Raw genomic sequence first — 23,745 nt, 5'->3', positions numbered from 1 at the left:
GCTTGCAGGCGGCGGAGCCATTGATGCAGACAGACACCGTGCCGGCGCTGCGCGTCAGCGACCTGCGCAAGACCTACGACAACGGCGTGGAAGCCCTGAAGGGCGTCTCGCTGGACGTCGCGCCCGGCGATTTCTACGCCTTGCTCGGCCCCAACGGCGCCGGCAAGTCCAGCCTGATCGGCATCGTCAGTTCGCTGGTCAACAAGAGCAGCGGCACGGTCGAGATCTTCGGCACCAGCATCGACAAGGATCGTGATGGCGCGATGCGCCTGATCGGCCTGGTCCCGCAGGAACTCAACTTCAACATGTTCGAGAAGCCGCTGGACATCTGCGTGAACTACGCGGGTTTCTACGGGATCCCGCGCGCGCAGGCGCTGCTGCGCGCCGAAGAGGAGCTGAAAAACGCGCAGCTGTGGGACAAGGCCGACAAGATGAGCCGCACGCTGTCCGGCGGCATGAAGCGGCGGCTGATGATCGCCCGCGCGATGATGACCCGGCCACGCCTGCTGATCCTGGACGAGCCCACCGCCGGCGTGGACATCGAGATCCGCCGCGGCATGTGGCAGACGCTCAAGGCGATCAACGCCGCCGGCACCACGATCATCCTGACCACGCATTACCTGGAGGAAGCGGAGAACCTCTGCCGCAACCTCGCGATCATCGACCACGGGCGGATCGTCACCGAGGGCCCGATGCGCAGCCTGCTGGCCAAGCTCGACGTCGAAGGTTTCATCTTCGACATCGACGGCGAACTGCCGGCGCAATTGCCGGTGATCGAGGGCACCGCGCTGGTCGCCAGCGACGGCCACACCCTGGACATGGACATGCCGCGCGCGATGGACCTCAACCGCGTGTTCGCCGCGTTCGCCGCCGCCGGCATCCGCGTGCGCTCGATGCGCACCAAGTCGAACCGGCTGGAGGAACTGTTCGTGCGGCTCACCGGAAAGCCGGAAGTGACGGACACGGATGCCCTGACGCCGCACGCGCAGGATGCGCAGGAGCGGCCGGCATGAGCGCCGGGATGACCCAGACCAACGCGCGCAAGAACCTGGTCGCGCTGGGCACCGTAGTTCGCCGCGAGGTCATGCGCATCCTGCGCATCTGGGGCCAGACCCTGATGCCGCCGGCGATCACCATGACCCTGTACTTCCTGATCTTCGGCAAGCTGATCGGCTCGCAGATCAGGGAAATGGATGGGCTCAAGTACATGGACTTCATCGTCCCCGGCCTGGTGATGATGAGCGTGATCCAGAACAGCTACGGCAACATCAGTTCGAGTTTCTTCGGTGCCAAGTTCGGCCGCCACATCGAGGAACTGCTGGTCAGCCCGATGCCGAACTGGGTGATCCTGCTCGGTTACGTGGGCGGCGCAGTGCTGCGCGGGGTGATGGTCGGCGCGATCGTGCTGGGCATCGCGATGCTGTTCACCAAGGTGCGCGTGCCGCATCCGCTGGTGATGGTGAGTTCGGTGCTGCTGGGCGCGGTGATCTTCTCGCTGGCCGGCTTCATCAATGCGGTGTACGCGAAGAAGTTCGACGACGTCGCCATCGTCCCGACCTTCATCCTCACCCCGCTGACGTATCTGGGCGGCGTGTTCTATTCGGTGAAGCTGCTGCCCGACTGGGCCGAGGCCGCGACCCACGCCAACCCGATCTTCTACATGGTCAACGCGTTCCGCTACGGCCTGCTCGGGGTCAGCGACGTGTCGATGTGGACGGCGTATGCGCTGATGTTGGGCTTCGTCGGCGGGCTCGGCGCGCTGGCGCTGTGGCTGCTCAAGCGCGGCACCGGGATGCGCAGCTGACGGCGTTGGTTCGCGGCGGCCTGCGTGTGCTGCCGGGTGCTCCCGTAGAATGCCGTCGGTGATGCGCTCCCGTGCCTTTGGACCACTGATGGTGCGACTGGCCCTTGCGGCCATGTTGCTGATGGCGCTTGCGCCGACCATCAGCCGGACTCTTGCCAGCGGCGCGGATCCGAATGGCCCGGTGCTGCGCCTGCTGCAGATGTGCACCACGGCGGGCCTGCAGGTCCAGTCCCTCGCCTCTTTCCTGGGCGATGACGCGACTGGATTCGCTGGCGATGAACATCCCGCCCCGCATCCGCACGAACCCGGCGATGCCTGCGGCTACTGCAGCCTGGTCACCCCACTGCCGTTGCTGCTGTTGCTGCTTTGCGGGCTGCTGGCGCTGGCGCCGGTCGCGCCGCTGTTCCGGCATCGAATCGTTGCACGGCGCACGCTGCGCAACCTGCGCGGACTCGGCGCACAGGGACCCCCGCTCCCGCTCTGAACCACAAGCCACGCCTTCCCACGCGACCGTCGTGTCGCGTTCTTGTGCTTTGGAGCCAACATGTCCATTCCTTCCCGCACGGCGATGCGTTCGTCGTGCCTGTCCGTTGCCGTACTCGCCGCGCTGTCTTCCCCACTCACCGCATTCGCTGGTGATCCACCGTCCAATGAAGCCGATCCCCAAGTCACGACGCTCGGCAAGGTCGAAGTGCGCGCGGACAAGGACGCCGTCCAGGCCGAGCGCGCGCTGACCCCCGGCGGCGTCACCGTCATCGATGGCGAAACTTTCCAGCAGCGCGCGGTCAGCAACATGGCCGATGCGCTGCGCTATGTGCCCGGCGTCTTCACCCAGAGCGGCACCGGCGGCGATGCCATCTTCATCTCCAGCCGCGGATCCAACCTGGATGCCACCAACTACGACAGCAACGGCATCAAGCTGTTCCAGGACGGCCTGCCGGTGACCACCGCCGACGGCAACAACCACAACCGCTTCCTCGATCCGCTGGCGGCGCGTCATGCGATCGTCGCCCGCGGCGCGAATGCGCTCACCTATGGCGCAAGCAATCTTGGCGGCGCGATCGATTTTGTCTCGCCGACTGCGCGCAACAGCGCGCCGATGCAGCTGTTTTTCGGTGTCGGCAGCCATGGCCAGCGCAACGCACGCGCCACCGTTGGCGGCGTGTCCGGCACGCTGGATGGCCAGGTGACGTTGGATCACCTGCGTCGCGACGGCTATCGCGACCACAGCCGGCAGGAACGCGCGGGGCTGTACGCGAACGGCGGCTGGCAGGTCAGCGATGCGTTCGAGTTGCGCCTGTTTGCCACCCACGTGGACAGCGACGAGGAACTCGCCGGTCCGTTGACCCGCGCGCAGTTCGAGCAGGATCCGTACCAGGCGCAGGCCTCCGCGATCAGCGGCAATTTCCAGTTGAACGTGAAGACCGATCGGTTGGCGGCGAAGGGCACGTGGAACCTGGCGTCGGGCAACCGCGTCGAGTTCGGCCTGTCGCATGAGCGACAGGACCTCTATCACCCGATCGTCGACAAGATCATGGTCGACTTCGACGGCCCCGGCCCGATGCCGCCGGTGGAAGTCTTCAGCCTGCTGAAGAACACCCAGCAGCGCACCTGGGCGGCATGTTCCGCTACAACGCGAAGTTCGGCGACCACGATGTGCTGGCCGGCCTCAACATTGCCAACACGCATGAAACCGGCGGCCTGCATCGCAACGATGGCGGCCAGCGCAACGGCCTGCGCACGATCGTCGACAACCGCTCGGACAGTGTGGAGGTGTTCCTGGTCGACCGCTGGAAGATCGCGCCCGCGTGGACATTGGTGTACGGCGCGCAGGGCGTGATCACCGGCCGCGATGTCCGCAACACCGATGTCGCCAGCGGCGTGCTGCGCAATCCGAAGGCCGACTATGCCGCGTTCAATCCGCGCATCGGCGTGATCCGCGCGCTGACCCCGGCCAGCGAAGCCTTCGCCAGCGTCAGCCGCCTGCATGAAGCGCCGACCACGTTCGAGCTGCAGGACGACGTGCGCGGCGGCGATGCCACCCTCGATGCGATGCACGGCAGCGCGGCCGAGATCGGCGTGCGCGGCAACACCATCGGGCCGACCGATGCGATCCGCTGGCAGTGGGATGCATCTCTGTACTACGCGCGGATCCACGACGAGATCCTGTCGATCGACAACATCGCAGCGCCCGGCACCAGCCTGTCCACCAACGTCGACCGCACCGTGCATGCCGGCATCGAGGCATTGCTGGGCGCGAGCATCCCGCTGGGCGGCGGCCATCGCATCGAGCCGCTGGTGAGCGCGACCTACAACGCCTTCTCGTTCGACGACGACGCGGCGTACGCCAACAACCGCCTGCCGGCGGCGCCGCGCCACGCCATCCGCGGTGAAGTCATGTATCGCAACGACAAGGGTTTCTTCGCCGGCCCGACCTTCGACGTGGTCGGTGCGCGTTACGCGGATTTCAGCAATACCTACCGCGTCGGTTCCTACCAACTCCTCGGGTTGCGCGTCGGCTTCGAGCGCGAGCGTTGGGAAGTGTTCGGTGAGGTCCGCAACCTGCTCGACGAGGAATACGTCGGCGTCTTCAGCGTGCTGGATCGCGCGTCCGCGGGCTCGGCCATCCTGCAGGCCGGCGAACCGCGCTCGGTCTACGCCGGGCTGCGGTGGCGCTGGTGACCGCGGGTATTTCGGGTGACATGCGCCGCCGGGCCTGGCGCTGGCACTTCCTCGCCGCGCTGCTGGTGATTCCGTTCGTGCTCTGGCAGTCGGCCACCGGCACCCTGTACCTGTGGTCGGAAGCCTGGGTCGACCAGCGCCATCCGGACCTGCGCTTTGTCGAGCCGGCACCGCAACAGGTGTCCCTCGATATGCTGGTCCGGGCCGCGCGCGATTTCCAGCCCGGCGCGAAGGTGGCGAACGTGTTGCTGCCGGCGGATCCGGCGCGCAGCACCCAGGTCACATTCTCCGCAGCGAATGGCTTGCCGCTGGCGGTGTTCGTGGATCCCCATCGCGGGGTCGTGCTGGGCAGCCTGGAAGGTGCGGCGTGGCCGGTGGGCTGGACGCGCAGCCTGCACGGCGGCTGGCCGCTGGGCGATGCCGGCAGCTGGCTGCTGGAACTGGGCGCGTGCTGGACCATCGTGATGGTGCTGAGCGGCCTTTACCTCTGGTGGCCGCGCGATGGGCGCGGCTGGCGGGCATTGCTGCCGCGCCTGCGCAGCGGGCGTTGGACTTTCTGGCGCGACCTGCATGCCTGCGTGGCGGTGTGGTGTTCGCTGCTGATCGTGCTGTTCCTGTTCACCGCGTTGCCATGGACCAGCTTCTGGGGCAACCAGGTGCTGGTGCCGGTGCAACAGGCGCTGGGCCAGCAGGGCCCACGCGCGGCGGGTTTCGCGCCGGTGTTCGCCGGTGGGGCCGCCACCGAGGCGGGCAGCCTGCAGCAGATGCTGGAACAGGCCCGCGCGCGCGGCATGGCCGGCGACCTGATGTTCTATATGGTCGACGGTCCGCCCGGCTCGGCGGTGTCGCTGCGCAGCGTGGCGGCGAACGCCTCCGACGAGCGTTACCTGTTGCTCGATCGCGCCGATGCCAGAGTGATCGACGATGCCGGCTGGTCGAATTTCCCGTTGATGGCGAAGACGGTGGCCACCGGGGTGAAGCTGCACGAAGCCGACTACTTCGGGCGCTCCGGTCGCTGGGTCAATACGGCATTCGCCCTGGCGCTCGGGTGGCTGTGCGTCACCGGCACGATGGCATGGTGGCGACGCAAGCCCGTGCATTCGCTGGGCGTGCCACCTGTCGCGCGGCGGTTCTGGCCATGGTGGTTGCGCGTGCTCGCGCTGGCCGGATTCCTGCTGCTTCCGTTGCTCGCCTTGTCCGCGGCGTTGCTGTGGCTCGCGGAAACCGCATGGGCGCGATTCGCACAACACACGAGGAAACCCGCATGAACTGCATTCCCGGAGTCCGAACGATGAAATCGATCCTGCTTTGCCTGTCCTTTTTCCTGCTCGCCGCTTGTGCGCAGCAGGACCACCAGCGCATCGGCAACCTCGTCGTGTCGGTGCCCTGGTCGCGGGAAACGCCGCCTACGGCGTCGGTCGCGGCCGGTTTCGTGACCATCCAGAACAAGGGCGATCGCGACGACCAGTTGCTCCGCATCGAGAGCGCGAGCGCCAAGCGCGTCGAACTCCACGAGATGCGTCACGACAACGGGGTGATGCGCATGCGCCAGCGCGTCGATGGCGTGCCGATTCCCGCGGGCCAGACCGTGGTGCTGAAGCCGGGTGCCGACCATGCAATGTTCATCGAGCCCGTGCGCCACGCCGTCGCTGGCGAACAGCTGCAGGCCACGCTGGTGTTCCGCGATGCTGGTCGTTTGCCGGTGGCGTTCAAGGTGCGCGGCATGGCCGAGCAAGGCGAAGGCGGGCACGGGCACCACTGAGCGCAGGGACTTCGTCCGGGCGATCGTTACTGCGTCGAATGGCGACCGCGCACGAAGGCGGCGGCGAGGCGCAGCGCATCGCCACCATCGGGATCGGCCCGCAGCGCGCGCACCAGCCGTGCAGGCGTGGTGCCGGTCCAGCGCAGCAGGTCGTGGGTGGCGTGCGCCTGGTCGTTGAAGCCATGGCGTGCTGCCGCATCGGCGATGGCGCTGCGTTCGCTGTCCAGCGTGCGCAGCAAGGCCTGCAGGCGACGCACGCGTGCGTATTCCTTCGGCGTCATCCCGACCGCGGCCAGGAAGCGCGCCTGCAAGGTGCGCAGGCTGCAGCCAAGCTCATTTGCCAGCGCGGCGATGCGCAGGTCGCCGTCCGTTGCATCGAGTGTTTCGACCGCGCGTTCGACCAGCGGATCCGCTGCGAATGCGGCGCAACGCAGGCGCATCAACGTCCATAGCGGCTCTGCGGAATTGACATCGACGCAAGCTTTCGCGGCTGCGTGGAATTGCATCGCGAACGCTTCGTCCAGCGTGCGCAGGTCCGGCGCTCGGTCGCGCAGGGCCGGCAACTGCGCGCCTGCGATCAATCCGCTGCTGGTGGCAGTGAGTCGCACGCCGATGCAGTGCACCGCGCCGGTCGCCTGCAGGCGGATCGGCCCGAGTTGCTGGCCGGCGAACGCCAATGCCTGATCGGCGCGGATCTCGCCGTTTTCGCCGTGGAATCGCAAGGGCACGCCGAGCTCGGCCAGCAGTTCGCAACGACCATCCGGGTAGATGACCTGGATGGCATCGCCGGGTGCGTCGTCGCGCAGGATCCACAGGCACTGCAGGTGTCGCTGCAGGTCCGCGGGTGGCGCATGTTCCACATAGTCCATGCGCCGCATCAGACAGGGCGCTGCGTGTTTTTACAAGAACCGCCGCGATGCGCGCCGTACGTTGCGCGTCACTCATACGGGAGACGGTCATGCGACATGCAACGGCGGTATTGGGCGCGTGTCTGGCGCTGGGGTCCGGTCAGGCCATGAGCGCCGAGCCAACACTGGACTGGCTGGCCGGGCACTGGTGCGGCGGCGATGCGGGCCGGCAAGTCGACGAGGTGTGGTTGCCGGAAGCCGGCGGTGCCTTGCTGGGCATGTCGCGCACGGTGAGCGGCACTGCCGTGGAGTCGTTCGAGTACATGCGCATCGTGTCCGATGCCGGCATCGCGCAGTTCCATGTGCAGCCGAATGGCGTGCCGGCCACGGTGTTCACGCAGGCCGCGCGCGGCGATGGCTGGATCCGCTTCGAGAACAGCGCCCACGATTTTCCCAACCGGATCGAATACCGACGCGACGGCGACGGACTCCGCGCCTACATCGCCGGGCCGGGCCGCGATGGCAAGGATATGAAGATTCCCTTCGAGTATCGCCTCTGCGCCAAATGAGCTGCGTCGTCGTCGGTGGGTGGCGAGGCCGCTTCTGCCTGGAAACGGCGCCGCGTTTTCAGGCGAAGGCGACCCATCCCCGGAACGTGAACGCGGCATAGAACAGGCTCGGCCGGGTGAAGCCGGCCTGCAGCAGCAATTCCACTTCTGCCTCCGGCGACAGGGTGGGCAGGCGGTTGGCGATAGCCAATGCATTCGCCTGTGCATCCGCGGCCGGCACGCCGTTCGACGCGACGAATGCCGCGTGCCTGCGGAACCACGCGAGTTTTTCGTCGATGTCGTCCGGGACGCTGTGATGGGCGATGACCAGCGGCGCGCCCGGTTTCAACCGGCGCTTCAGTTCGCGCAATGTGTGCAGGCGCTCGTCGCGCGACAGGAAGTGCAGGGTGAGCAGGCAGGTGGCGCCATCGAACAGCGTGTCCGGGGCGTCGTCGACATAGCCGCGGATCAGTTCGACACGTGGTGCCAGGGCCCCCAGCGTACGCACCGCAAGATCCAGCATCTCCGGTGACGGATCCACGCCGAGCAGGCGCCAGCCCGGGTTGGCATCGGCGAATGCCTTGAGCTCCATGCCGCCACCTGCGCCGAGCGCCAGCACGCGACCATCCGCGGGAACGCGTTCGCGCAGGAGCAGGCCCGCGAGCTGATGCAGCGTATGCACGGCGGGGACCTGGCGGACGAGATTCTCGGCGTAGCGCGCCACCGCGTTGGGATCGGAAAACGAGGACACGGCATCTCCGGGGATTGACATCGTGGCCATAACGTAACATCGTTTGTTACATGAAACGCGACGGCAAACTCTCTTCGGTCCTGCACGCCCTTCTGCACATGGCGGAGGCGGACGGCCCGATGACCTCCGACACCCTGGCGCAGTGCATGACCACCCATCCGGTCGTGGTGAGGCGGACGATGGGCCTGCTGCGCGATGCCGGCCTGGTGGCCGCCGATCGCGGACCTGGCGGCGGCTGGCGCATCGCCACCGACCTGTCCAAGGTCACCCTGCGGCAATTGCATGAGGCGCTGGGCGAACCGGCGCTGTTCGCGGTCGGCAACCGCAGCGAGCACCCGGATTGCCTGGTCGAGCAAGCCGTCAACGCAGCATTGGACAGTGCCTTCGCCGACGCCGAGGCCCTGCTCATGCGCCGGTTCGAGACGGTGACCCTGGGCCAGCTTGCGGCCGACTTCGCGCAACGCCACGCGCGCCATCGCAAGAGAAAACCGAAATGACCCACGACGTGATCGTGATCGGCGGCAGTTACGCCGGGATGGCGGCCGCCCTGCAACTGGTGCGCGCGCGGCGTAGCGTGCTCATCATCGATGCAGGACGCCGACGCAACCGCAACGCAACCCTCGCGCATGGCTTCCTGTCGCAGGACGGCGTCGATCCCGCGGTGATCGCCAGCAAATCGCGAGCGCAACTGCAGGCCTATCCCACGCTGGCGTGGCGGGACGACGTGGTGATCGCCGCCTCCGGAACCCGCGATGCGTTCGTCGTGCGCACCGCGGACTCCGGTGCGTTCGCCGCGCGTCGCCTGTTGCTGGCGACCGGCGTGCTGGACGCGCTACCCGCGATTCCCGGCTTGCAGGAACGCTGGGGACGCAGCGTGTTCCATTGCCCGTACTGCCACGGCTACGAGCTGGACCAGGGACGCATCGGGGTCATCGCCGCGTACCCGATGTCGGTGCACCAGGCGCAACTGCTGCCGGAGTGGGGCACGGTCACGTTCTTCCTCAACGAAGCGATCGAGCTGGACGATGTCGCATCGCGGGACTTGCAGGCGCGCGGCGTCGCCATCGAGCGCACGCCCATCGCCGCCATCGACGGGCACGCGGACGTGGTGCTGGCCGACGGCAGGCGACTGGCGTTCGCCGGCTTGTTCACCGCGCCGAAGAACGCGCCGGCGACCCCGCTGGCCGAAGCGATGGGATGCCTGCTGATGGAAACGCCGATGGGCACGCAGGTGCAGACCAACGACGCGAAGGAAACCAGCGTGCCCGGCGTATTCGCCTGCGGCGACACCGCGCGCATCCCGCATTCGCTGTCGCTGGCCGTGGGCGATGGCGCGTGGGCCGGCGCCAACCTGCATCGCTCGCTGGTCTGGCCAGACGCCTAGGGAGTTTCCTGGTCTTCGGCGAGCTCAGTGCACGCTGGCTACGTCGCCCGGGGCGCGCTTGCGCGAGAACCTGAGCACGAACCAGTCGCCGATGTCGTGCAGCACCGTGTAGGCCGCCGGGATCACGATCAGGCTGAGCGCGGTGGAGGTGATCAGGCCGCCGATCACTGCCCACGCCATCGGTGCGCGGAAGCTGGCGTCGCCGGAGAACCCGAGCGCGAGCGGCAACATGCCGGCGCCCATCGCGATCGTGGTCATCACCACCGGCCGCGCGCGCTTGTGGCAGGCATCGACCAGCGCATCGTGCTGGCTCATGCCGTGCACGTCCTCCGCCATCACTGCGTAATCGACCAGCAGGATCGAGTTCTTGGTGGCGATGCCGATCAGCATCAGCAGGCCGATCAATGCCGGCAGCGACAACGCGTTCTGGGTCACCAGCAACGCGCCGAACGCGCCACCCGCGCACAGCGGGATCGCGGTGAGGATGGTCAGCGGCTGCATCGGGTGCTTGAACAGCAACAACAGCACCATGTAGATGCAGAGGATGCCGGCGATCATCGCCAGCACGAAGCCGACGAAGAGCTCGACGAAGATCTCGGCGTCGCCGGTGTTGATGAAAGACACCCCGGGCGGCACGTTCTTCACCGACGGCAGCGCCTCGATTTCCTGCATCACGTCACCGAGCGGGCGACCGTTGAGTTCGGCGCTCAGGGTGATGTTGCGCTGGCGCTTGTAGCGGCTGATCACCGATGGTCCGCTGCCCTCGACGATGTCGGCGACCGCGTCCAGCGGCACCGGCGCGCTGCGGCCCTGCACGCGCAGCTGGCCGAGCGTGGCCGGGTCGCGCAGGGTCTCGCGGTCGAAGCCGACGCGGATCGGGATCTGCCGGTCGGGCAGGTTGAGCTTGGCGAGGCGCTGGGTGTAATCACCGGCGGTGGCGACGCGCGCGGCCTCGGCGATCGCGGCGGTGGAGACGCCGAGATCGGCGGCGCGCGCCGGGTCCGGCAGGATCTGCAGCTCCGGACGCAACAACGATGCCGACGACGACACGCTGCCGAGTCCGCTGATCTTGCGCAGGTCGCGTTCCAGCGCACTGGCGGCGGCATCCAGCGTCGCCGGATCGTCGCCGGCCAGGACCAGTGCGAGTTGCTCGCCGGGCTCGCTGCTGAGGAAGCTGGTGCGCACGCCGGGCAGGTCGGCCAGTGCATCGCGCACCACCTGTTCCAGCTGCTTCTGGCTGCGGTCGCGGTCGTGCTCCGGACCCCAGTCCAGCGTCATCACCGCCTTGCGCGCATCGGCGCCGCCGCTCTTGCCGGGATCGCCGAGGTCGGGAACGCTGCCGATCTGGGTGAATACCTGCTTGAGCTCCGGGATTTTCCCAAGCAGCGTGCGCGCCTGTTCGGAGACGCGCGCGGTGTCCTCGATCGGCGTGCCCGGCGGCAGTTCGATCGACAACATGCTGCGGCCCTGGTCGGAGACCGGGATGAAGGTCGTCGGGATGAACGGGATCAGTGCCAGCGAGCCGAAGAACAGCAGGGTGGCGACGCCGAGCGTCTTCCAGCGATTGTGCAAGGCGGTATCGACCCAGCCCAGGTAGCGGGTCATGAACTTGCTGTCGGCGGGATGCTCGGGCTGCGGCTTGAGCAGGCGGGCGGCCATCATCGGCGTGAGCAGGCGCGCCACCAGCAGCGAGAACATCACCGCGGTCGCGGCGGTCCAGCCGAACTCGCGGAAGAACTTGCCGGGAATACCGGGCATGAACGCGACCGGCACGAACACCGCCGCCAATGTCACCGAGGTCGCGATCACCGCGGTGCCGATTTCGTCGGCGGCATCGCGCGCGGCATCCAGCGGTTTCTTGCCCATGCCGAGGTGGCGGACGATGTTCTCGATCTCGACGATCGCATCATCGACCAGGATGCCGACCACCACGCTCAACGCCAGCAACGTGATGATGTTGAGGCTGAAGCCGAACCACTGCATCACCGCGAAGGTGGGGATGATCGACAGCGGCAACGCGATCGCGCTGACCCAAGTCGCGCGCCAGTCGCGCAGGAACCAGAACACCACGGCCAGCGCCAGCAGCGCGCCTTCGACCAGCATCGTCATCGACGACGAGTAGGAACGCTGGGTTTCTTCCGACATGTCGGTGACCAGCCGGTAGCTCGTTCCGGGATGCTGCTTCTCCAGCGCGTCGAGCGCGGCCTTGATGCCGTCGCGGACCTTGAGTTCGTCGGCGCCGCGGCTGCGCGCCAGCGAGAAGCCGACCACCGGCTTGCCATCCAGCAAGGCGAGCTGGGTCGGATCGGCGGCGCCGTCGGTGATCGTGGCGAGCGCGGACAGCCGCACGTCCCGGCCATTGCCGAGGGCGATGCTGTAGTCGCGCAGCGCCTGCGCATCGGCGATGGTGCCGATCGTGCGCACGGTCTGCTGGCCACCATCCAGTTCGGCCTTGCCGCCCGGGCGCTCGACCTGGGTCGCGGCCAGTTGCTGGCTGATCTCGCCGGCGGTCACGCCCTGCGCCTGCAGCGCCTGCGGATCCAGGTCCACCCGCACCTGCCGCTCGACGCCGCCGATGCGATTGATCGCGGCCACGCCTTCCACGCCGTACAGCGCGCGCATCACGTGGCGATCGACGAACCACGACAGTTCGTCCGGCGCCATGCCCGGCGCACTCACCGCATAGGTCAGCAGCGACCCGCCGATCTCGACCTTGGCGATGATCGGTTCCTGGATGTCCTGCGGCAGGTTCATCCGGATCCGCGTCACCGCGTCCTTGGTGTCGTTCAGCGCGGTCATGATGTCCGCCTCGAGGTTGAACTCGATGGCGGTGGTCGAGCTGCCTTCGACCACGGTGGAGGTGACGCGCTTGACGTTGTCCAGCGTCGCCACCGAGTCCTCGACCTTGCGGGTGACCTCGGTTTCCAGCTGCGACGGCGACGCGCCGGGCTGGGTGATGGTGACCGTGGTCATCGGGAACGCGATGTCCGGGAAGCGCGCGACCGGCAACTGGTGGAAACCCCACAGGCCGGCCACGCACAGCACGAAGAACAGCATCATCGCGGGGACCGGGTTGCGGATCCCCCAAGTGGACAGGCTGCCGCCGCCGCTCATGGCGTGGTGGCCGGGGTGGCCTCGACGATGCGCACGCTGTCGCCGTCGCCGAGGAATCCGGCGCCCTGTTCGACCACCGCATCGCCGGCCTTCAGGCCCTCGAGCACTTCGACCTGGCCGTTGGCGATGCCGCCGGTGCGGATGCGCACGCGATGGGCGATGCCCTTGGCGTCGACGGTGAACACGTTCGGATGGCCGTCGCGCTGGACCACGGTGGCGGCGGGCACGGTCAGGCCCTGGCCGATGCCGGTGTCGATGCGCCCTTGCAGGTAGGTACCGGGCTGCAGGCCTTGTGGGTCGGGCAGGTCAGCGTAGACGGTGCCGGTGCGGGTGCTTGCATCGACGCCGGGACTGACCGCGCGCACCTGGCCGACGACCGCCTTGCCGTCGCGCGTCGTCAGCTGGATGCGGTCGCCGGGCTTGACCCGACCGAGTTCGGCTTCGGCGAGTTCGGCGCGCCATTCCAGGCGACCCTGGCGGATCAGCCGCAGCAGTTCGCTGCCCGATGCCACCACTTGCCCCGGTTGCACCAGCCGCTTGGAGATGACGCCGGCATCGGGTGCGCGCAGGTCGGCGAAGCTGCGGCGCAGGGCGGCGGTATCGCGCATCGCCCGCGCGGTGCCGACGCGCGCATCACCCTTTACGCGGCCGGCGCGCAACTCGTCCAGCTGCGTCGCGCTGATGTACTTGTCCTTCACCAGCAGTTCGCCGCGCGCGAGTTGCGAGCGCGCCAGCGAGGCACCGGCTTCGGCTTCGCGCAAGGCGGCGTCGGCTTGTGCAAGTTCGGCGTCCAGGCTGCGGTGATCGAGTTGCAGCAGCAGTTCGCCCTTGCGCACGGCCTGGCCGACATCGACCAGCAGGCTGGTGACGCGCAGGCCACTGACTTCGACGCCGAGCTGCATCTCTTCCCACGCGGAGACCGGTCCGGACACCAGCACGCTGCGCGGAATGTCCTGCGCCTGCACGCGCGCCACGCTGACCGCGAAGGCTGCGACCGGCTTGGCGGTTGCTTCCTCTTTCTTGCTGCAGGCGGTGGCGATGACGGCGACGCCAAGGGCGAGACCGAGGACAAGCGGGCGGGCGATGCGGCGCATGCGCGATCCGGCAACGGGGGAGGCGCGCAGTCTAGCCTGTATGTGAACCGCTCAGTTCATTAACTGCGGGTGCACCGGGACGAACGCCTCGGCGCGCCTTGGCCGTGGACGTGGCATGGAACATCCATTGGCTAAACTCCGCGCTCCCCCGAATCTGGAGTACGAAACAGTGATGGTGACCAAGACTGTATTGGCGTCATGCGTGGCGATGGTCCTGCTGGTTGGATGCAAGCCAGGGGAAACGCCTGCCGTCGAGACACCGCCCGCAGCGGATGCGGCACAGGCACCGGCTGAAGCGCCCGCGACACCCACGCCGGCTCCCGAGGCCACACCCGTGGCACCCGCCGTCACCGTCTTCGACATCAACCGCATCCCGGTCAGCGACAAGCCGCAGCCGGCGTGGCCGTACGTCGCGCTGCCGGCCGGTTACCACTTCGGCAACAAGGATCTGGCCGCCCAGAGCAAGGACCTGGCTCGCGTGCCGCTGTGGACCGGCGGGCAATTGCTCTGGCTCGAGGGCAAGACCTTCAGCGATTCGATCCGCAGCGACGACGGCAAGACGTTCTCCAAGTTCGAGGTGCGCAAGAACCTGCAGCAGGCGATCGAAGCACTGGGTGGCGTCCGCATAAGCGAGCGCAGTTACGACGAAACCGTGTACGAAGCGAACGAAAAGGCGCTGAGCGATTTCCGCCAGGAGTTCGATCGCATCCGCGATGCGTACTGGTACGACGCGGACGCCGATACCTACGTGATCCGCCACGCCGACAAGGCGATCTGGGTGGTGGTCCATGCCCGCAACGATGACGGCGGCATCATGGTCGCGGAAGGTCCGCTGCCACCACCTGCGAAATAAGCGCAGCTGCCTGCAGACGGCAAACGCCCGGTCCTGGCCGGGGGTTTGCGTATCCGGCTCAGGCTTCGGGTAATCGGAAAAACGCGGCGGCGGCCAATGTGGTCGCCGCTGCAGTCGTCGCCACGTCTTCGCCGCGATCGCGCGCCAGTTCCTCGACGATGTGCGGCAGGAACGCCGGCTCGTTGCGGCGGTCCTTCGGCATCGGTTTCAACGTGCGCGGCAGCAGGTAGGGCGCGTCGGTTTCCACCATCAGCCGATGCGCCGGGATGTTGCCGACGATCTCGCGCAGGTGCTGGCCACGGCGTTCGTCGCACAACCAGCCGGTGATGCCGATGTGCCAGTCGTTGTCGAGGCAGTCGAACAGTTCCTCGCGGGTGCCGGTGAAGCAGTGCACCACCGCCGGTCCGAGCTTGCCGTCGAAGTTCTTCATCATCGCCATGAAGTCGGCATGGGCGTCGCGCTGGTGCAGGAACAGCGGCTTCTGCGTCTCCACGGCGATCTGCAATTGCCGCTCGAAGGCCTTGCGCTGCGCCGGGCGCGGCGAGAAATCGCGGAAGAAATCCAGCCCGCATTCGCCGACCGCGACGACTTCCGGATGCGCATGCAGCGCGCGCATCTCGGCATCGCATTCTTCGGTGTATTCGACCGCGTGGTGCGGATGCACGCCGGCGGTGGCGAACAGCGTGCCGGGATGCGTCTGCGCCAGTGCAAGCGCCTTCGGCGAATGCTCGCGCGAAGCACCGGTGATGATCATCCGGGTCACGCCGGCATCGCGGGCGCGCTGCAGCACCGTGTCGCGGTCGCGGTCGAAACTGTCGTGGGTGAGGTTGGCGCCGATGTCGATCAGATGCATGCGGCGATTTTAGCGGACGGCTTGCGACTCCCGCCCGCGCCTACCGGCGGGGTGAGTGGGGAATTCGAGCAGCACCGCTGCGAGCCCACGAACGCCAGTCGGCATGCAAGCCGACTGGCCGGACAGCTGCGCCGCTACATGCGGCTACGCGAATACATGGCGGTCTCGCGGTCGGTGTTGTTGCCGCGACGGGTTTAGTTCAACTGGCAGGTCGCCGGCTTGGTCGAGGTGAACAGCGCGTTCGTCGCCCATTCCGGGTGGTCGATGAATGGGTTGCGGTTGCCCTGGAAGCTGAAGATCACTTCGTTGCGCTCGCGCTCGGCGGCGTCCGGCGGATCCGCGCTGTGCCAGGCCAGCAGCGTGGACAGCAGGCCCATGTAGGCCGGCGATGCCGAGGTGATCACGATCTTGCTGCGGTCGTTGGTCAGCTCGAGGTCGGGCTCGGACTGCCCGGTGTTCGGATCCACGCCGCCTTCGTAGCGGATCGCCATGTACAGGATCGCGCGGGCCATGTCGCCCTTGCGCTTGCCCCAGACCTGGAACGAGCCGGCATTGCCGTCCGGCGTCTTCACCCAGTTGGAGTTGCCCGGATAAACGCCGCTGCCGCCACCGCTGCCGTTGTTGGCCTCGGTGATGCGCTCGCCGCAGCCAGTGGTGCAATCCGCATACGGCTTGTTGCCGCGGTCCGCGTTCCAGGTCGCGTCGGTCAGGTAGAGCATGTGGGTGTCGGTGTACGGCGCGTACGGCAGGCCGAGGTTGCCGCTGGCGGAGCCGAAGCCCAGCGAGTTCGGCCAGGTGTGCTCGCGGTTGTAGCGCAAGCCGGTGCCGCTGCCGGCGCGGTCGGTGACCTTGGCGTAGCTGCGATTGCGGTAGGCGTCGAGGATGCGTCCGCTGTTGTTCGGGTCTTCGTCGGCGATCTCCAGGATCGTCCAGGTGTTGGTGGTGCCGCCGCTGTAGGGATAGGCGGTATGACCCTTGATGGTCGCGTGCAGCGAGCAGCGCAATTGCGACGGGCTGCTGGTGTTGACCTGGCCGTAGTAGCCGGTCGGGCCGGCGGCGGCGACGGTGAACGACACCGTGGTGTTGGCGACGGGCTTGGCACCGCCTGCATCGGTGACCTTGCTCGCGACCACGCCCAGCGTGCAGGTCTCGCCGCCGTGCAGCGCGGTGTTGGTGCTGATGGCGAAGCTGGAGCCACTGCTGGCGTGGGTGAGCGCGACGTTGCCGGAAGTCGCGCAGGCCAAGGTGAAGGCACCGCTGGCCAGGCTCACGGATTCGCTGAAACCGACCGCCAGATTGCCCGCGGCGGGGAAATCGGTGGCACCGGATACCGGCGTGGTCGAGGTCACCACCGGCGGCGGATTCGGTGCGGCGAAGGTCTGGCCGGCGTTGCAGCCGCCAAAGCTCGCCGTGGCCGCAGCCTGCCAGCTGAAGTTGGCGTAGGTCGTGCCGGTGCCCGCAAGCCGCAGCGAACGCCCGGCCGGATCGGAGCCGGATTCGGACACCGGCAGGTTCACGCTGGTGCGCCCCGCGGCCGGCCCGTTGCTGGCCTTGATCACACCCTCGTAGCTGATGAACTGCACCACCTGGCCGGCCGGATTGACCAGGGCGATGCCGTCGTTCGATCCGTTCTGGATGCCGTTGCTCGGATAGCTGACGGTCGCGATGCGCACCTGCGCGCCGCAGGACGCCAGGCTGCCGGCGGGCACCAGGTCGTTGTCGTAGGTCACAGCGGCCGACGGCGTGGAGCCGTTGTAGAGGTAGATCCGATACGCGCTCAGGGTCTCGCCGGCAGTAGCCACGATCTCGATGCGTTCGCCGGTGTCGCCGGACGAGGTCGCATCGTCGTAGTGGATCTCGTTGATGAAGACATCGGCCGAGGCAGGCGCGGCGACGAGCGCAAGAGCCACTGTCAGGCAGGGCAGGACGGCGCGGAAGCGGGAAAGGCGTGGCTGCACGGCGGGCACTCTCGTCAAAAGTGGCGCGATCTTGCCCCGGAAATGTGACGAAAGTCATACCGCAGTGCACCGTGGTCGCGGGCGGGTAGCCTAGTGGCATGCCTGAAATCGGTTTCCCGATCCAATCCTTGCTGCCGGAGATCCGTGCATCGCTGCAGATCCATCCGCGGCTGGTGCTGGAAGCGCCGCCGGGTGCGGGCAAGACCACCCAGGTGCCATTGGCCTTGCTCGATGCCAATTGGCTCGGCGGCCGCAAGATCGTGATGCTGGAACCGCGCCGCGTCGCCGCGCGCGCCGCAGCCGGTTTCATGGCGAAACAACTCGGAGAGGTGGTCGGCGAGACCGTTGGCTACCGGATCCGTTTCGAGAACAAGGTCGGTGCGGACACGCGGATCATCGTGGTCACCGAAGGCATCCTCACCCGCATGCTGCAGGACGATCCGATGCTCGAAGGCGTCGGTGCGATCCTGTTCGACGAATTCCACGAGCGCCACCTCGCCGGCGACCTCGGCCTTGCGCTCGCGCTCGACGTGCAATTCGGCCTGCGCGAAGACCTGCGCATCGTGGTGATGTCGGCGACGCTGGATGGCGAGCGCCTCGCGCAGTTCCTCGATGCGCCACGCCTGAGCAGCGCCGGCCGCAGCTATCCGGTCGAAGTCGCGCACTTTCCCGCGCGTCGTGAGGAAGCCATCGAGCACCAGGCGAAGCGCGCGATCGAGCACGCGCTGGCGACTCATCCCGGTGACCTGCTGGTATTCCTGCCGGGGCAACGCGAGATCGCGCGCGTCGATGCCGCGTTGGCCGGCATGCAGCCGATGTCTGCCCCGGGGGAGTTGCGACAAGCGCGCCATGGAGGGCGCGCGCCCGAATCGGGGCAGGATGCCCCGACTGAGGGGAAAACAATTCCCCCGCACCGGGCAGCGGCGGTGGATGCGATCGAAGTCCTCGCGCTGCACGGCGAGCTGCCGATCGAACAACAGACCCGCGTGCTGCAACCCGCCGCCGATGGCCGCCGCCGCGTGGTGCTGGCGACCAATGTCGCCGAGTCCAGCGTGACTCTGCCGGGCGTGCGCGTGGTGATCGACAGCGGCCTCGCACGCGAGCCGCGCTTCGATCCCAACAGCGGCTTCGCGCGCTTGGATGTCGTGTCGATTTCGCAGGCGTCCGCCGACCAGCGCGTTGGTCGTGCCGGTCGCGTTGCCGACGGCTTCGCATATCGGCTGTGGCCGCAGTCGCAACGGCTGGAGCCGCAGCGACGCCCGGAAATCGCGCAGGTCGAGTTGGCTTCGCTCGCGCTGGAACTCGCGGCCTGGGGCAGCGATGCCCTGCGCTTCGTCGACGCACCTCCGCAAGGCGCGGTGGCCGCGGCGCGCGACCTGCTGCAACGGCTGGATGCGCTCGATGCCGGCAATGCGATCACCCCACGCGGTCGCCGCATGCTCGCGCTGGGCACGCATCCGCGACTGGCGGCGATGTTGCTGGCCTCGAACGAGCCATCCCGCATCGCACTGGCTTGCGACCTCGCCGCATTGATCGAAGCGCGCGATCCGTTGCGCAGCCGCAGCGATGCATTGGCCGACCGCTGGCAGGCACTGGCCGCGTTCCGCAACGGCCGCGTCGGTGCCGATGCGAATCGTTCGGCGCTGGCCGCGATCGATGCGGCATCGAAACAATGGCGTCGCCGCCTGCGTTGCAACGCGCAGCCACCCGCGAATGTGCCGGCGCATGACCTCGGCGACTTGCTCGCGCATGCCTTCCCCGACCGCATCGCGAAACAGCATCCGCAGGATCCGAAGCGCTACCTGCTGGCGAACGGACGGATGGCGAAACTGTTCGACGATTCCGCCGTTTACGGCGAGCCGTGGCTGGTCGCCAGCGAACTGCGTTTCGAGGCGAAAGACGCGTTGCTGCTGCGTGCGGCACCGGTCGACGAACGTCATCTGCGACAGGCCTTCGCCGCGCATTTCCGCGAAGGCGACGAAGTGCGCTGGGATGCAACCCGTCGCGCCCTGGCCAGCGAACGCATCGCCCGTTTCGACGGCATCGTGCTGTCCAGCAAACCGGCCGGGCGCGTGGATCCGGCGCGGGCGGCGCGCGCCCTGACCGACGCCGTGCGCGACCTCGGCCTGTCGGCGCTGCCGTGGAGCGAGTCGTTGTCGCAATGGCGGGTGCGCGTGCAGTGCCTGCGCGCGTGGATGCCGGAACTGGGATTGCCGGACCTGTCGGATGCCGCGCTATTGGCCTCGCTCGACACGTGGTTGATGCCGGCCTTCGCCGGCAAGACCCGGCTGGATGCGCTCGACGAATCAGCGCTCGCCGATGCGTTGAAATCCGCCGTCGACTGGAGCCTGCGCCAGCGCATCGACCAACTCGCACCGACGCGGATCGATGTGCCGTCCGGCATGCAGCGCGCGATCGCGTACGCGCTCGACGACCACGGCGAGCCGGCCTCGCCGGTGCTGGCGGTGAAGCTGCAGGAACTGTTCGGCCTGGCGCAGACCCCGCGCATCGTCGATGGGCGAGTGCCGCTGACGATCCATCTGCTCTCGCCCGGTGGGCGACCGTTGCAGGTGACCCAGGACCTGGCCGGGTTCTGGGAACGCACCTATCCCGAGGTCAGGAAAGAAATGAAGGGCCGCTATCCGCGGCATCCGTGGCCGAACGATCCGTGGAATGCCGCTGCGACGCATCGGGCGAAGCCGCGCGGTACGTGACCAGTTTTGTTCCTTTGCCGTCATTCCGGCGAACGCCGGGATGACGAGCAACAGTCGCCGGGATTGCGCAATCAGCTGAATCGCCCGCATCGCCGCTCACGCGCCATGAACACCGCGCTGAAGAGACTTTGCATCCCCACTCCATTCCACCCGAGGCACCACCATGAGCAAGCTGGGCAATGCGCAGGATCGCGCGCTGGAACTGATCGGCGAACTGGGCACGGGCATCCGCAAAGCCGTGCCGGGCAAGGCGATGCAATGGGTCGAAACCGGCGCAGCGCTGGGCGCAGTCCGTACCGGCACCCGGATCGCCGGCAAGTTCGTGCGTCGCAACCCGGTGCTGGCGGGTGCCGCGATTGCCGGCGCTGGCTTGTTGTGGCTGGCCGCTCGCCAGCGTGCGAAGAAGCAGGCCGCCGGCGAGCCGATCGAAGGCAGTGCGACCCGGGTCGAGGCCAAGCGTGGCAACGGTTCGACGCGTACCCGCCGCAAGCGCGCCGAGTCGACTGCAGCCGCCGACTGATCAGCCGGCGGTCGTGGCGGTGGTGCAGTTCGCTTCGGGCAGTTCGATCACGAAGCGCGCACCGCCGCCTTCGCGGTCCTCGTACCAGAGCTGGCCACCGGCATTGATGATGATCTGCTTGGCCAGCGACAGGCCGAGGCCGCTGGACATGCCATCGGCCGGATCCACTTCGGTCAATCGCTGAAATGGCTTGAACAGTTCGCGCTGGCGAGAGGTCGGAATCCCGGGTCCGCGATCCTGCGCCACCAGTTGCCAGAAACCGGGGGCACCGGGTCGCGCAAGCAGTTCCAGCTCGCCACCATCGCGCGCGTATTTCAGTGCGTTGGTCACCAGGTTTTCCGCGACCTGCCGCAGCACCAGCCCGTCGATCGCCACGCAGGCGTCTCTTTCCAGCGGGCTGATGCGCAGGCGCAGGCCCTTCGCATCGAGTTGCAGTTCGTAGCGCGTGGCCAGCCAATCAAGCGTGTCGCGCAACCAGCTGCTCGGCGGCTGGGCAGCCGTGGCCATGGCACCGGCGGCGCGTTCCTGGCCTTCCAGATAAGTGCGGATGTAGCCCAGCGCATCGCGGCTGCTGCCATCGATGATCTCGATGTAGCGCGACACGCGTTCCGGCTTGCAGTCCGGCAGCAACAGCATCTCGGTGGCGAACAACACACTGCTGAGCGGGTTCTTGAGGTCGTGCGCGACCAGGTTCACCAGTTCCTGGCGCTCATGCGCGACCCGCTCCAGGCGGTCGCGGGTGAGCTTGAGGCCGATGTGTGCGTTGACCCGCGCCAGCAGTTCCTCCGGCATGAAGGGCTTGGTGACGTAGTCGACCGCGCCGGCCTCGAACGCGCGCAGCAACAGGTCGCGATCCTGCGCGGCGGTCAGGAACACCGTGGGCACTTGGCGGAAACCGGGCAGCTCGCGCAGGGCGGCCAGCAGTTCGAAGCCGTCCATGCCCGGCATCATCATGTCCAGCAGCAACAGGTCCGGGATCTCGCCGGTAGCGGCCTGCAGCGCGTCCTTGCCACTGCTGGCGGCGGTGACGGCATAGCCATGGCGTGCGAGCAGTGCACTGACCACGCGCACGTTGGCGGACTGGTCGTCAACGACCAGGATCCGGCCTGTCCTTGGAATCTGATGCGGCATCCGAAAGGAATTTCCTTCACGCCGACGTGGCGGAGCGCGACGTTAACAAACCCCTTCACATCGGCATAGCCCGACGATCGGACAAAGCTGAAGCATTCAGTCTTCGCGTCTGCGGGCAGGGATTTCCCGCCAATGTCCGGGTGCGAGTTCGCCAAGCAGATGCCCGCCTGCGGCCACCCGGACCAGCCGCAGGGTCGGCAGGCCTACCGCCGCAGTCATCCGCCGCACCTGCCGATTGCGGCCTTCGTGAATGACGAGTTCCAGCCAGGCATCGGGCACGGTTTTGCGAAAACGCACCGGCGGGTCGCGCGGCCACAGCGTCGGGGTGTCGATGCGGCGCGCCTGCGCAGGCAGGGTCAGGCCGTCGTTGAGCTGCACGCCGTCGCGCAGCGCCTGCAACTGCGATTCGCCCGGATCGCCCTCGACCTGCACCCGATAGGTCTTGGGTTGTTTGTGCCGGGGATCGGTCAGCCGGTGGGCGAGCCGGCCGTCGTCGGTCAGCAGGAGCAGGCCTTCGGAATCGAAATCCAGCCGGCCCGCCGGATACACCCCGGCCGGCAGGCCGAAGCCGGCCAGCGTGGGCCGCGGTGGCGTGCTACGGGCCGCTTCTGCGCGTCCTGCGCGCGCGGCACTCGCCCGTCCATGGGCATCGTCAGTGAACTGGCAGAGCACGCCGTATGGTTTGTTGAACGCGATCAGCACGGCTGGCAAGCGGGTTGAAAAAGCATCGTCATTCGCCGCTGTCGGCCGCGCGCGCGGCTTGGAATGCGCGGTGCGCGTGTTTGCTAGCGGGCGGGCTTGCGGAACCGCAGCGTCATCCGGTCGCTTTCGCCGATGGCCGCGTACTTCGCCGCATCGCCGGCGTCGTGGCGGTTGGTCGGTGGCAGCGTCCACACGCCGTTCGGATGGTCGGCGCTGTCCTTCGGATTGGCATTGACCTCGCTGCGCGCGTCCAGCACGAAGCCGGCGCGAGTGGCGTGGTCGATCACCAGGGCTTCGGTGAGGTAGCCGGACTTCTTCATCGTGTCGAGGTCGGTGCCGGGCTTGGCCCGATGCTCGACCACACCGAGCACGCCGCCCGGCTTGAGCGCCGCGAAGAATGCCTGGAAGTAGGCATCGGCGCTGCCGCCCGCGACCCAGTTGTGCACGTTGCGGAAGGTCAACACGACATCGGCCGAACCCGCGGCACCGAGCACCGGTGCCTTGCCGTCGTACTCCAGCCATTGCACGCGGTCGTAGCGCGTCGGCGCTGCCCCGAACTTCGCCTGCAGCGCGGCATTGCGCTTGCCGCCGCCGCTGTCGGCGGGTGCCGCGCCCGTGGCCGCGACGTAGCGCCCACCGTTGCGCAGGTACGGGGCCAGGATCTCGCTGTACCAGCCGGCGCTCGGGCTGATTTCGATGATCGTGGCGTCCGGTCGCACCTGGAAGAACGCCAGGGTCTCGCGCGGATGCCGGTACGCATCGCGGGCCATGTTCTTCGGGTCGCGCGCGCTGTCGGCGATCGCGGCAGCGAGTGCGGCATCGGCCTGCGCGGTCGAGGCCGCAGTGCTGTCCGTGGAAGCCGCGGTGGTCGATGCGCAGCCTGCAAGGGCGAGTGCGAGGCCGCTGGCGAGCAGGGCGACGTGGGTGCGAGTCATGGCGGAGTTCCCGTTGGCGAAGACGGCAAGGGTAGCGCGGCAGGGTCGTCGACGGCCGTGAAACGCGAAGCCCGGCATCTGCCGGGCTTCGC

The 23,745-nt window shown here is 67.7% G+C and carries 21 protein-coding genes and 1 pseudogene; 13 read left to right on the top strand and 9 right to left on the bottom strand.

What is annotated here, in order from left to right; all coding sequences use genetic code 11:
• Positions 1-23 precede the first annotated feature (23 nt).
• From H9L16_RS05155 to H9L16_RS05125, 7 genes and pseudogenes are all read left to right on the top strand, one after another.
• Positions 24-1,013 (top strand): ABC transporter ATP-binding protein, encoded by a 990-nt coding sequence (locus H9L16_RS05155; protein ID WP_187553485.1) that lies wholly within the window; start codon positions 24-26, stop codon positions 1,011-1,013.
• Entirely contained in the window at positions 1,010-1,804 is a 795-nt protein-coding gene (locus H9L16_RS05150; RefSeq protein ID WP_229796549.1) for an ABC transporter permease, read from the top strand. Before H9L16_RS05155 ends, H9L16_RS05150 begins: the two co-directional genes overlap by 4 nt.
• 88 nt (positions 1,805-1,892) lie before the next feature.
• Entirely contained in the window at positions 1,893-2,288 is a 396-nt protein-coding gene (locus H9L16_RS05145) for a DUF2946 family protein (protein WP_187553484.1), read from the top strand.
• Positions 2,289-2,348: 60 nt separating this feature from the next.
• Positions 2,349-2,804, top strand: a pseudogene (locus tag H9L16_RS16380) (TonB-dependent receptor plug domain-containing protein); the annotation flags it as partial.
• Positions 2,805-3,424: 620 nt separating this feature from the next.
• On the top strand, positions 3,425-4,486 hold the full coding sequence (locus H9L16_RS05135; RefSeq protein ID WP_233449410.1) for a TonB-dependent receptor: 1,062 nt from the start codon (positions 3,425-3,427) through the stop codon (positions 4,484-4,486).
• Positions 4,487-4,506: 20 nt separating this feature from the next.
• A complete protein-coding gene (locus H9L16_RS05130; RefSeq protein WP_187553482.1) occupies positions 4,507-5,754 on the top strand; it encodes a PepSY-associated TM helix domain-containing protein in 1,248 nt (415 codons plus the stop codon).
• 23 nt (positions 5,755-5,777) lie between these two features.
• Positions 5,778-6,248, top strand: coding sequence for a copper chaperone PCu(A)C (locus H9L16_RS05125; protein WP_187553481.1), 471 nt, complete (start codon positions 5,778-5,780; stop codon positions 6,246-6,248).
• 26 nt (positions 6,249-6,274) lie between these two features.
• Here H9L16_RS05125 and H9L16_RS05120 read toward each other — a convergent pair whose 3' ends face one another.
• Positions 6,275-7,126: a helix-turn-helix domain-containing protein gene (locus tag H9L16_RS05120; protein ID WP_233449409.1), complete on the bottom strand. Its 852-nt coding sequence runs from the start codon at positions 7,124-7,126 to the stop codon at positions 6,275-6,277.
• An 80-nt stretch (positions 7,127-7,206) separates the two neighbouring features.
• Between H9L16_RS05120 and H9L16_RS05115 the strand changes: the two genes are divergently transcribed.
• Complete coding sequence (locus H9L16_RS05115; protein WP_187553480.1) at positions 7,207-7,665, top strand: DUF6265 family protein; 459 nt, start codon at positions 7,207-7,209, stop codon at positions 7,663-7,665.
• Between the two features lie 58 nt (positions 7,666-7,723).
• On the opposite strand, the gene H9L16_RS05110 is transcribed toward H9L16_RS05115, so the two are convergent.
• Positions 7,724-8,395, bottom strand: coding sequence for a class I SAM-dependent methyltransferase (locus tag H9L16_RS05110; protein WP_187553479.1), 672 nt, complete (start codon positions 8,393-8,395; stop codon positions 7,724-7,726).
• A gap of 50 nt (positions 8,396-8,445) precedes the next feature.
• On the opposite strand from H9L16_RS05110, the gene H9L16_RS05105 reads away from it, so the two are divergent.
• Positions 8,446-8,892: an Rrf2 family transcriptional regulator gene (locus tag H9L16_RS05105; RefSeq protein WP_187553478.1), complete on the top strand. Its 447-nt coding sequence runs from the start codon at positions 8,446-8,448 to the stop codon at positions 8,890-8,892.
• Positions 8,889-9,779 carry an NAD(P)/FAD-dependent oxidoreductase gene (locus H9L16_RS05100; protein WP_187553477.1) on the top strand — a complete coding sequence of 297 codons (891 nt, stop codon included), beginning with the start codon at positions 8,889-8,891 and terminating at the stop codon, positions 9,777-9,779. The genes H9L16_RS05105 and H9L16_RS05100 overlap by 4 nt, the downstream gene beginning before the upstream one ends.
• A gap of 24 nt (positions 9,780-9,803) precedes the next feature.
• On the opposite strand, the gene H9L16_RS05095 is transcribed toward H9L16_RS05100, so the two are convergent.
• The gene (locus H9L16_RS05095; protein ID WP_187553476.1) at positions 9,804-12,893 is read right to left on the bottom strand and encodes an efflux RND transporter permease subunit; all 3,090 of its coding nucleotides are present in this window, start codon (positions 12,891-12,893) and stop codon (positions 9,804-9,806) included.
• Entirely contained in the window at positions 12,890-13,987 is a 1,098-nt protein-coding gene (locus H9L16_RS05090) for an efflux RND transporter periplasmic adaptor subunit (protein ID WP_187553475.1), read from the bottom strand. Before H9L16_RS05090 ends, H9L16_RS05095 begins: the two co-directional genes overlap by 4 nt.
• Positions 13,988-14,162: 175 nt before the next feature.
• On the opposite strand from H9L16_RS05090, the gene H9L16_RS05085 reads away from it, so the two are divergent.
• On the top strand, positions 14,163-14,840 hold the full coding sequence (locus tag H9L16_RS05085; protein ID WP_187553474.1) for a hypothetical protein: 678 nt from the start codon (positions 14,163-14,165) through the stop codon (positions 14,838-14,840).
• 58 nt (positions 14,841-14,898) lie between these two features.
• Here the strand turns inward: H9L16_RS05085 and H9L16_RS05080 are convergent, their stop codons facing one another.
• Positions 14,899-15,693 (bottom strand): TatD family hydrolase, encoded by a 795-nt coding sequence (locus tag H9L16_RS05080; RefSeq protein WP_187553473.1) that lies wholly within the window; start codon positions 15,691-15,693, stop codon positions 14,899-14,901.
• A 194-nt stretch (positions 15,694-15,887) separates the two neighbouring features.
• Positions 15,888-17,651: an endonuclease gene (locus H9L16_RS05075; RefSeq protein WP_187553472.1), complete on the bottom strand. Its 1,764-nt coding sequence runs from the start codon at positions 17,649-17,651 to the stop codon at positions 15,888-15,890.
• Positions 17,652-17,749: 98 nt separating this feature from the next.
• Between H9L16_RS05075 and hrpB the strand changes: the two genes are divergently transcribed.
• Together hrpB and H9L16_RS05065 are read left to right on the top strand one after the other, a co-directional pair.
• Complete coding sequence (hrpB, locus tag H9L16_RS05070) at positions 17,750-20,365, top strand: ATP-dependent helicase HrpB (RefSeq protein WP_187553471.1); 2,616 nt, start codon at positions 17,750-17,752, stop codon at positions 20,363-20,365.
• A gap of 163 nt (positions 20,366-20,528) precedes the next feature.
• The gene (locus H9L16_RS05065; RefSeq protein ID WP_187553470.1) at positions 20,529-20,885 is read left to right on the top strand and encodes a hypothetical protein; all 357 of its coding nucleotides are present in this window, start codon (positions 20,529-20,531) and stop codon (positions 20,883-20,885) included.
• On the opposite strand, the gene H9L16_RS05060 is transcribed toward H9L16_RS05065, so the two are convergent.
• From H9L16_RS05060 to H9L16_RS05050, 3 genes are all read right to left on the bottom strand, one after another.
• Positions 20,886-22,016: a hybrid sensor histidine kinase/response regulator gene (locus tag H9L16_RS05060; RefSeq protein ID WP_187553469.1), complete on the bottom strand. Its 1,131-nt coding sequence runs from the start codon at positions 22,014-22,016 to the stop codon at positions 20,886-20,888.
• Positions 22,017-22,112: 96 nt separating this feature from the next.
• On the bottom strand, positions 22,113-22,718 hold the full coding sequence (locus H9L16_RS05055) for a pseudouridine synthase (RefSeq protein WP_187554057.1): 606 nt from the start codon (positions 22,716-22,718) through the stop codon (positions 22,113-22,115).
• 83 nt (positions 22,719-22,801) lie between these two features.
• The gene (locus tag H9L16_RS05050) at positions 22,802-23,653 is read right to left on the bottom strand and encodes a class I SAM-dependent methyltransferase (protein ID WP_187553468.1); all 852 of its coding nucleotides are present in this window, start codon (positions 23,651-23,653) and stop codon (positions 22,802-22,804) included.
• Between the last annotated feature and the right edge of the window lie 92 nt (positions 23,654-23,745).

It is taken from the genome of Thermomonas carbonis, from assembly GCF_014396975.1.
Classification (GTDB): domain Bacteria; phylum Pseudomonadota; class Gammaproteobacteria; order Xanthomonadales; family Xanthomonadaceae; genus Thermomonas; species Thermomonas carbonis.
Note: the sequence above shows the minus strand (reverse complement) of the source record. Positions and strands in the feature narration are given on the sequence as shown.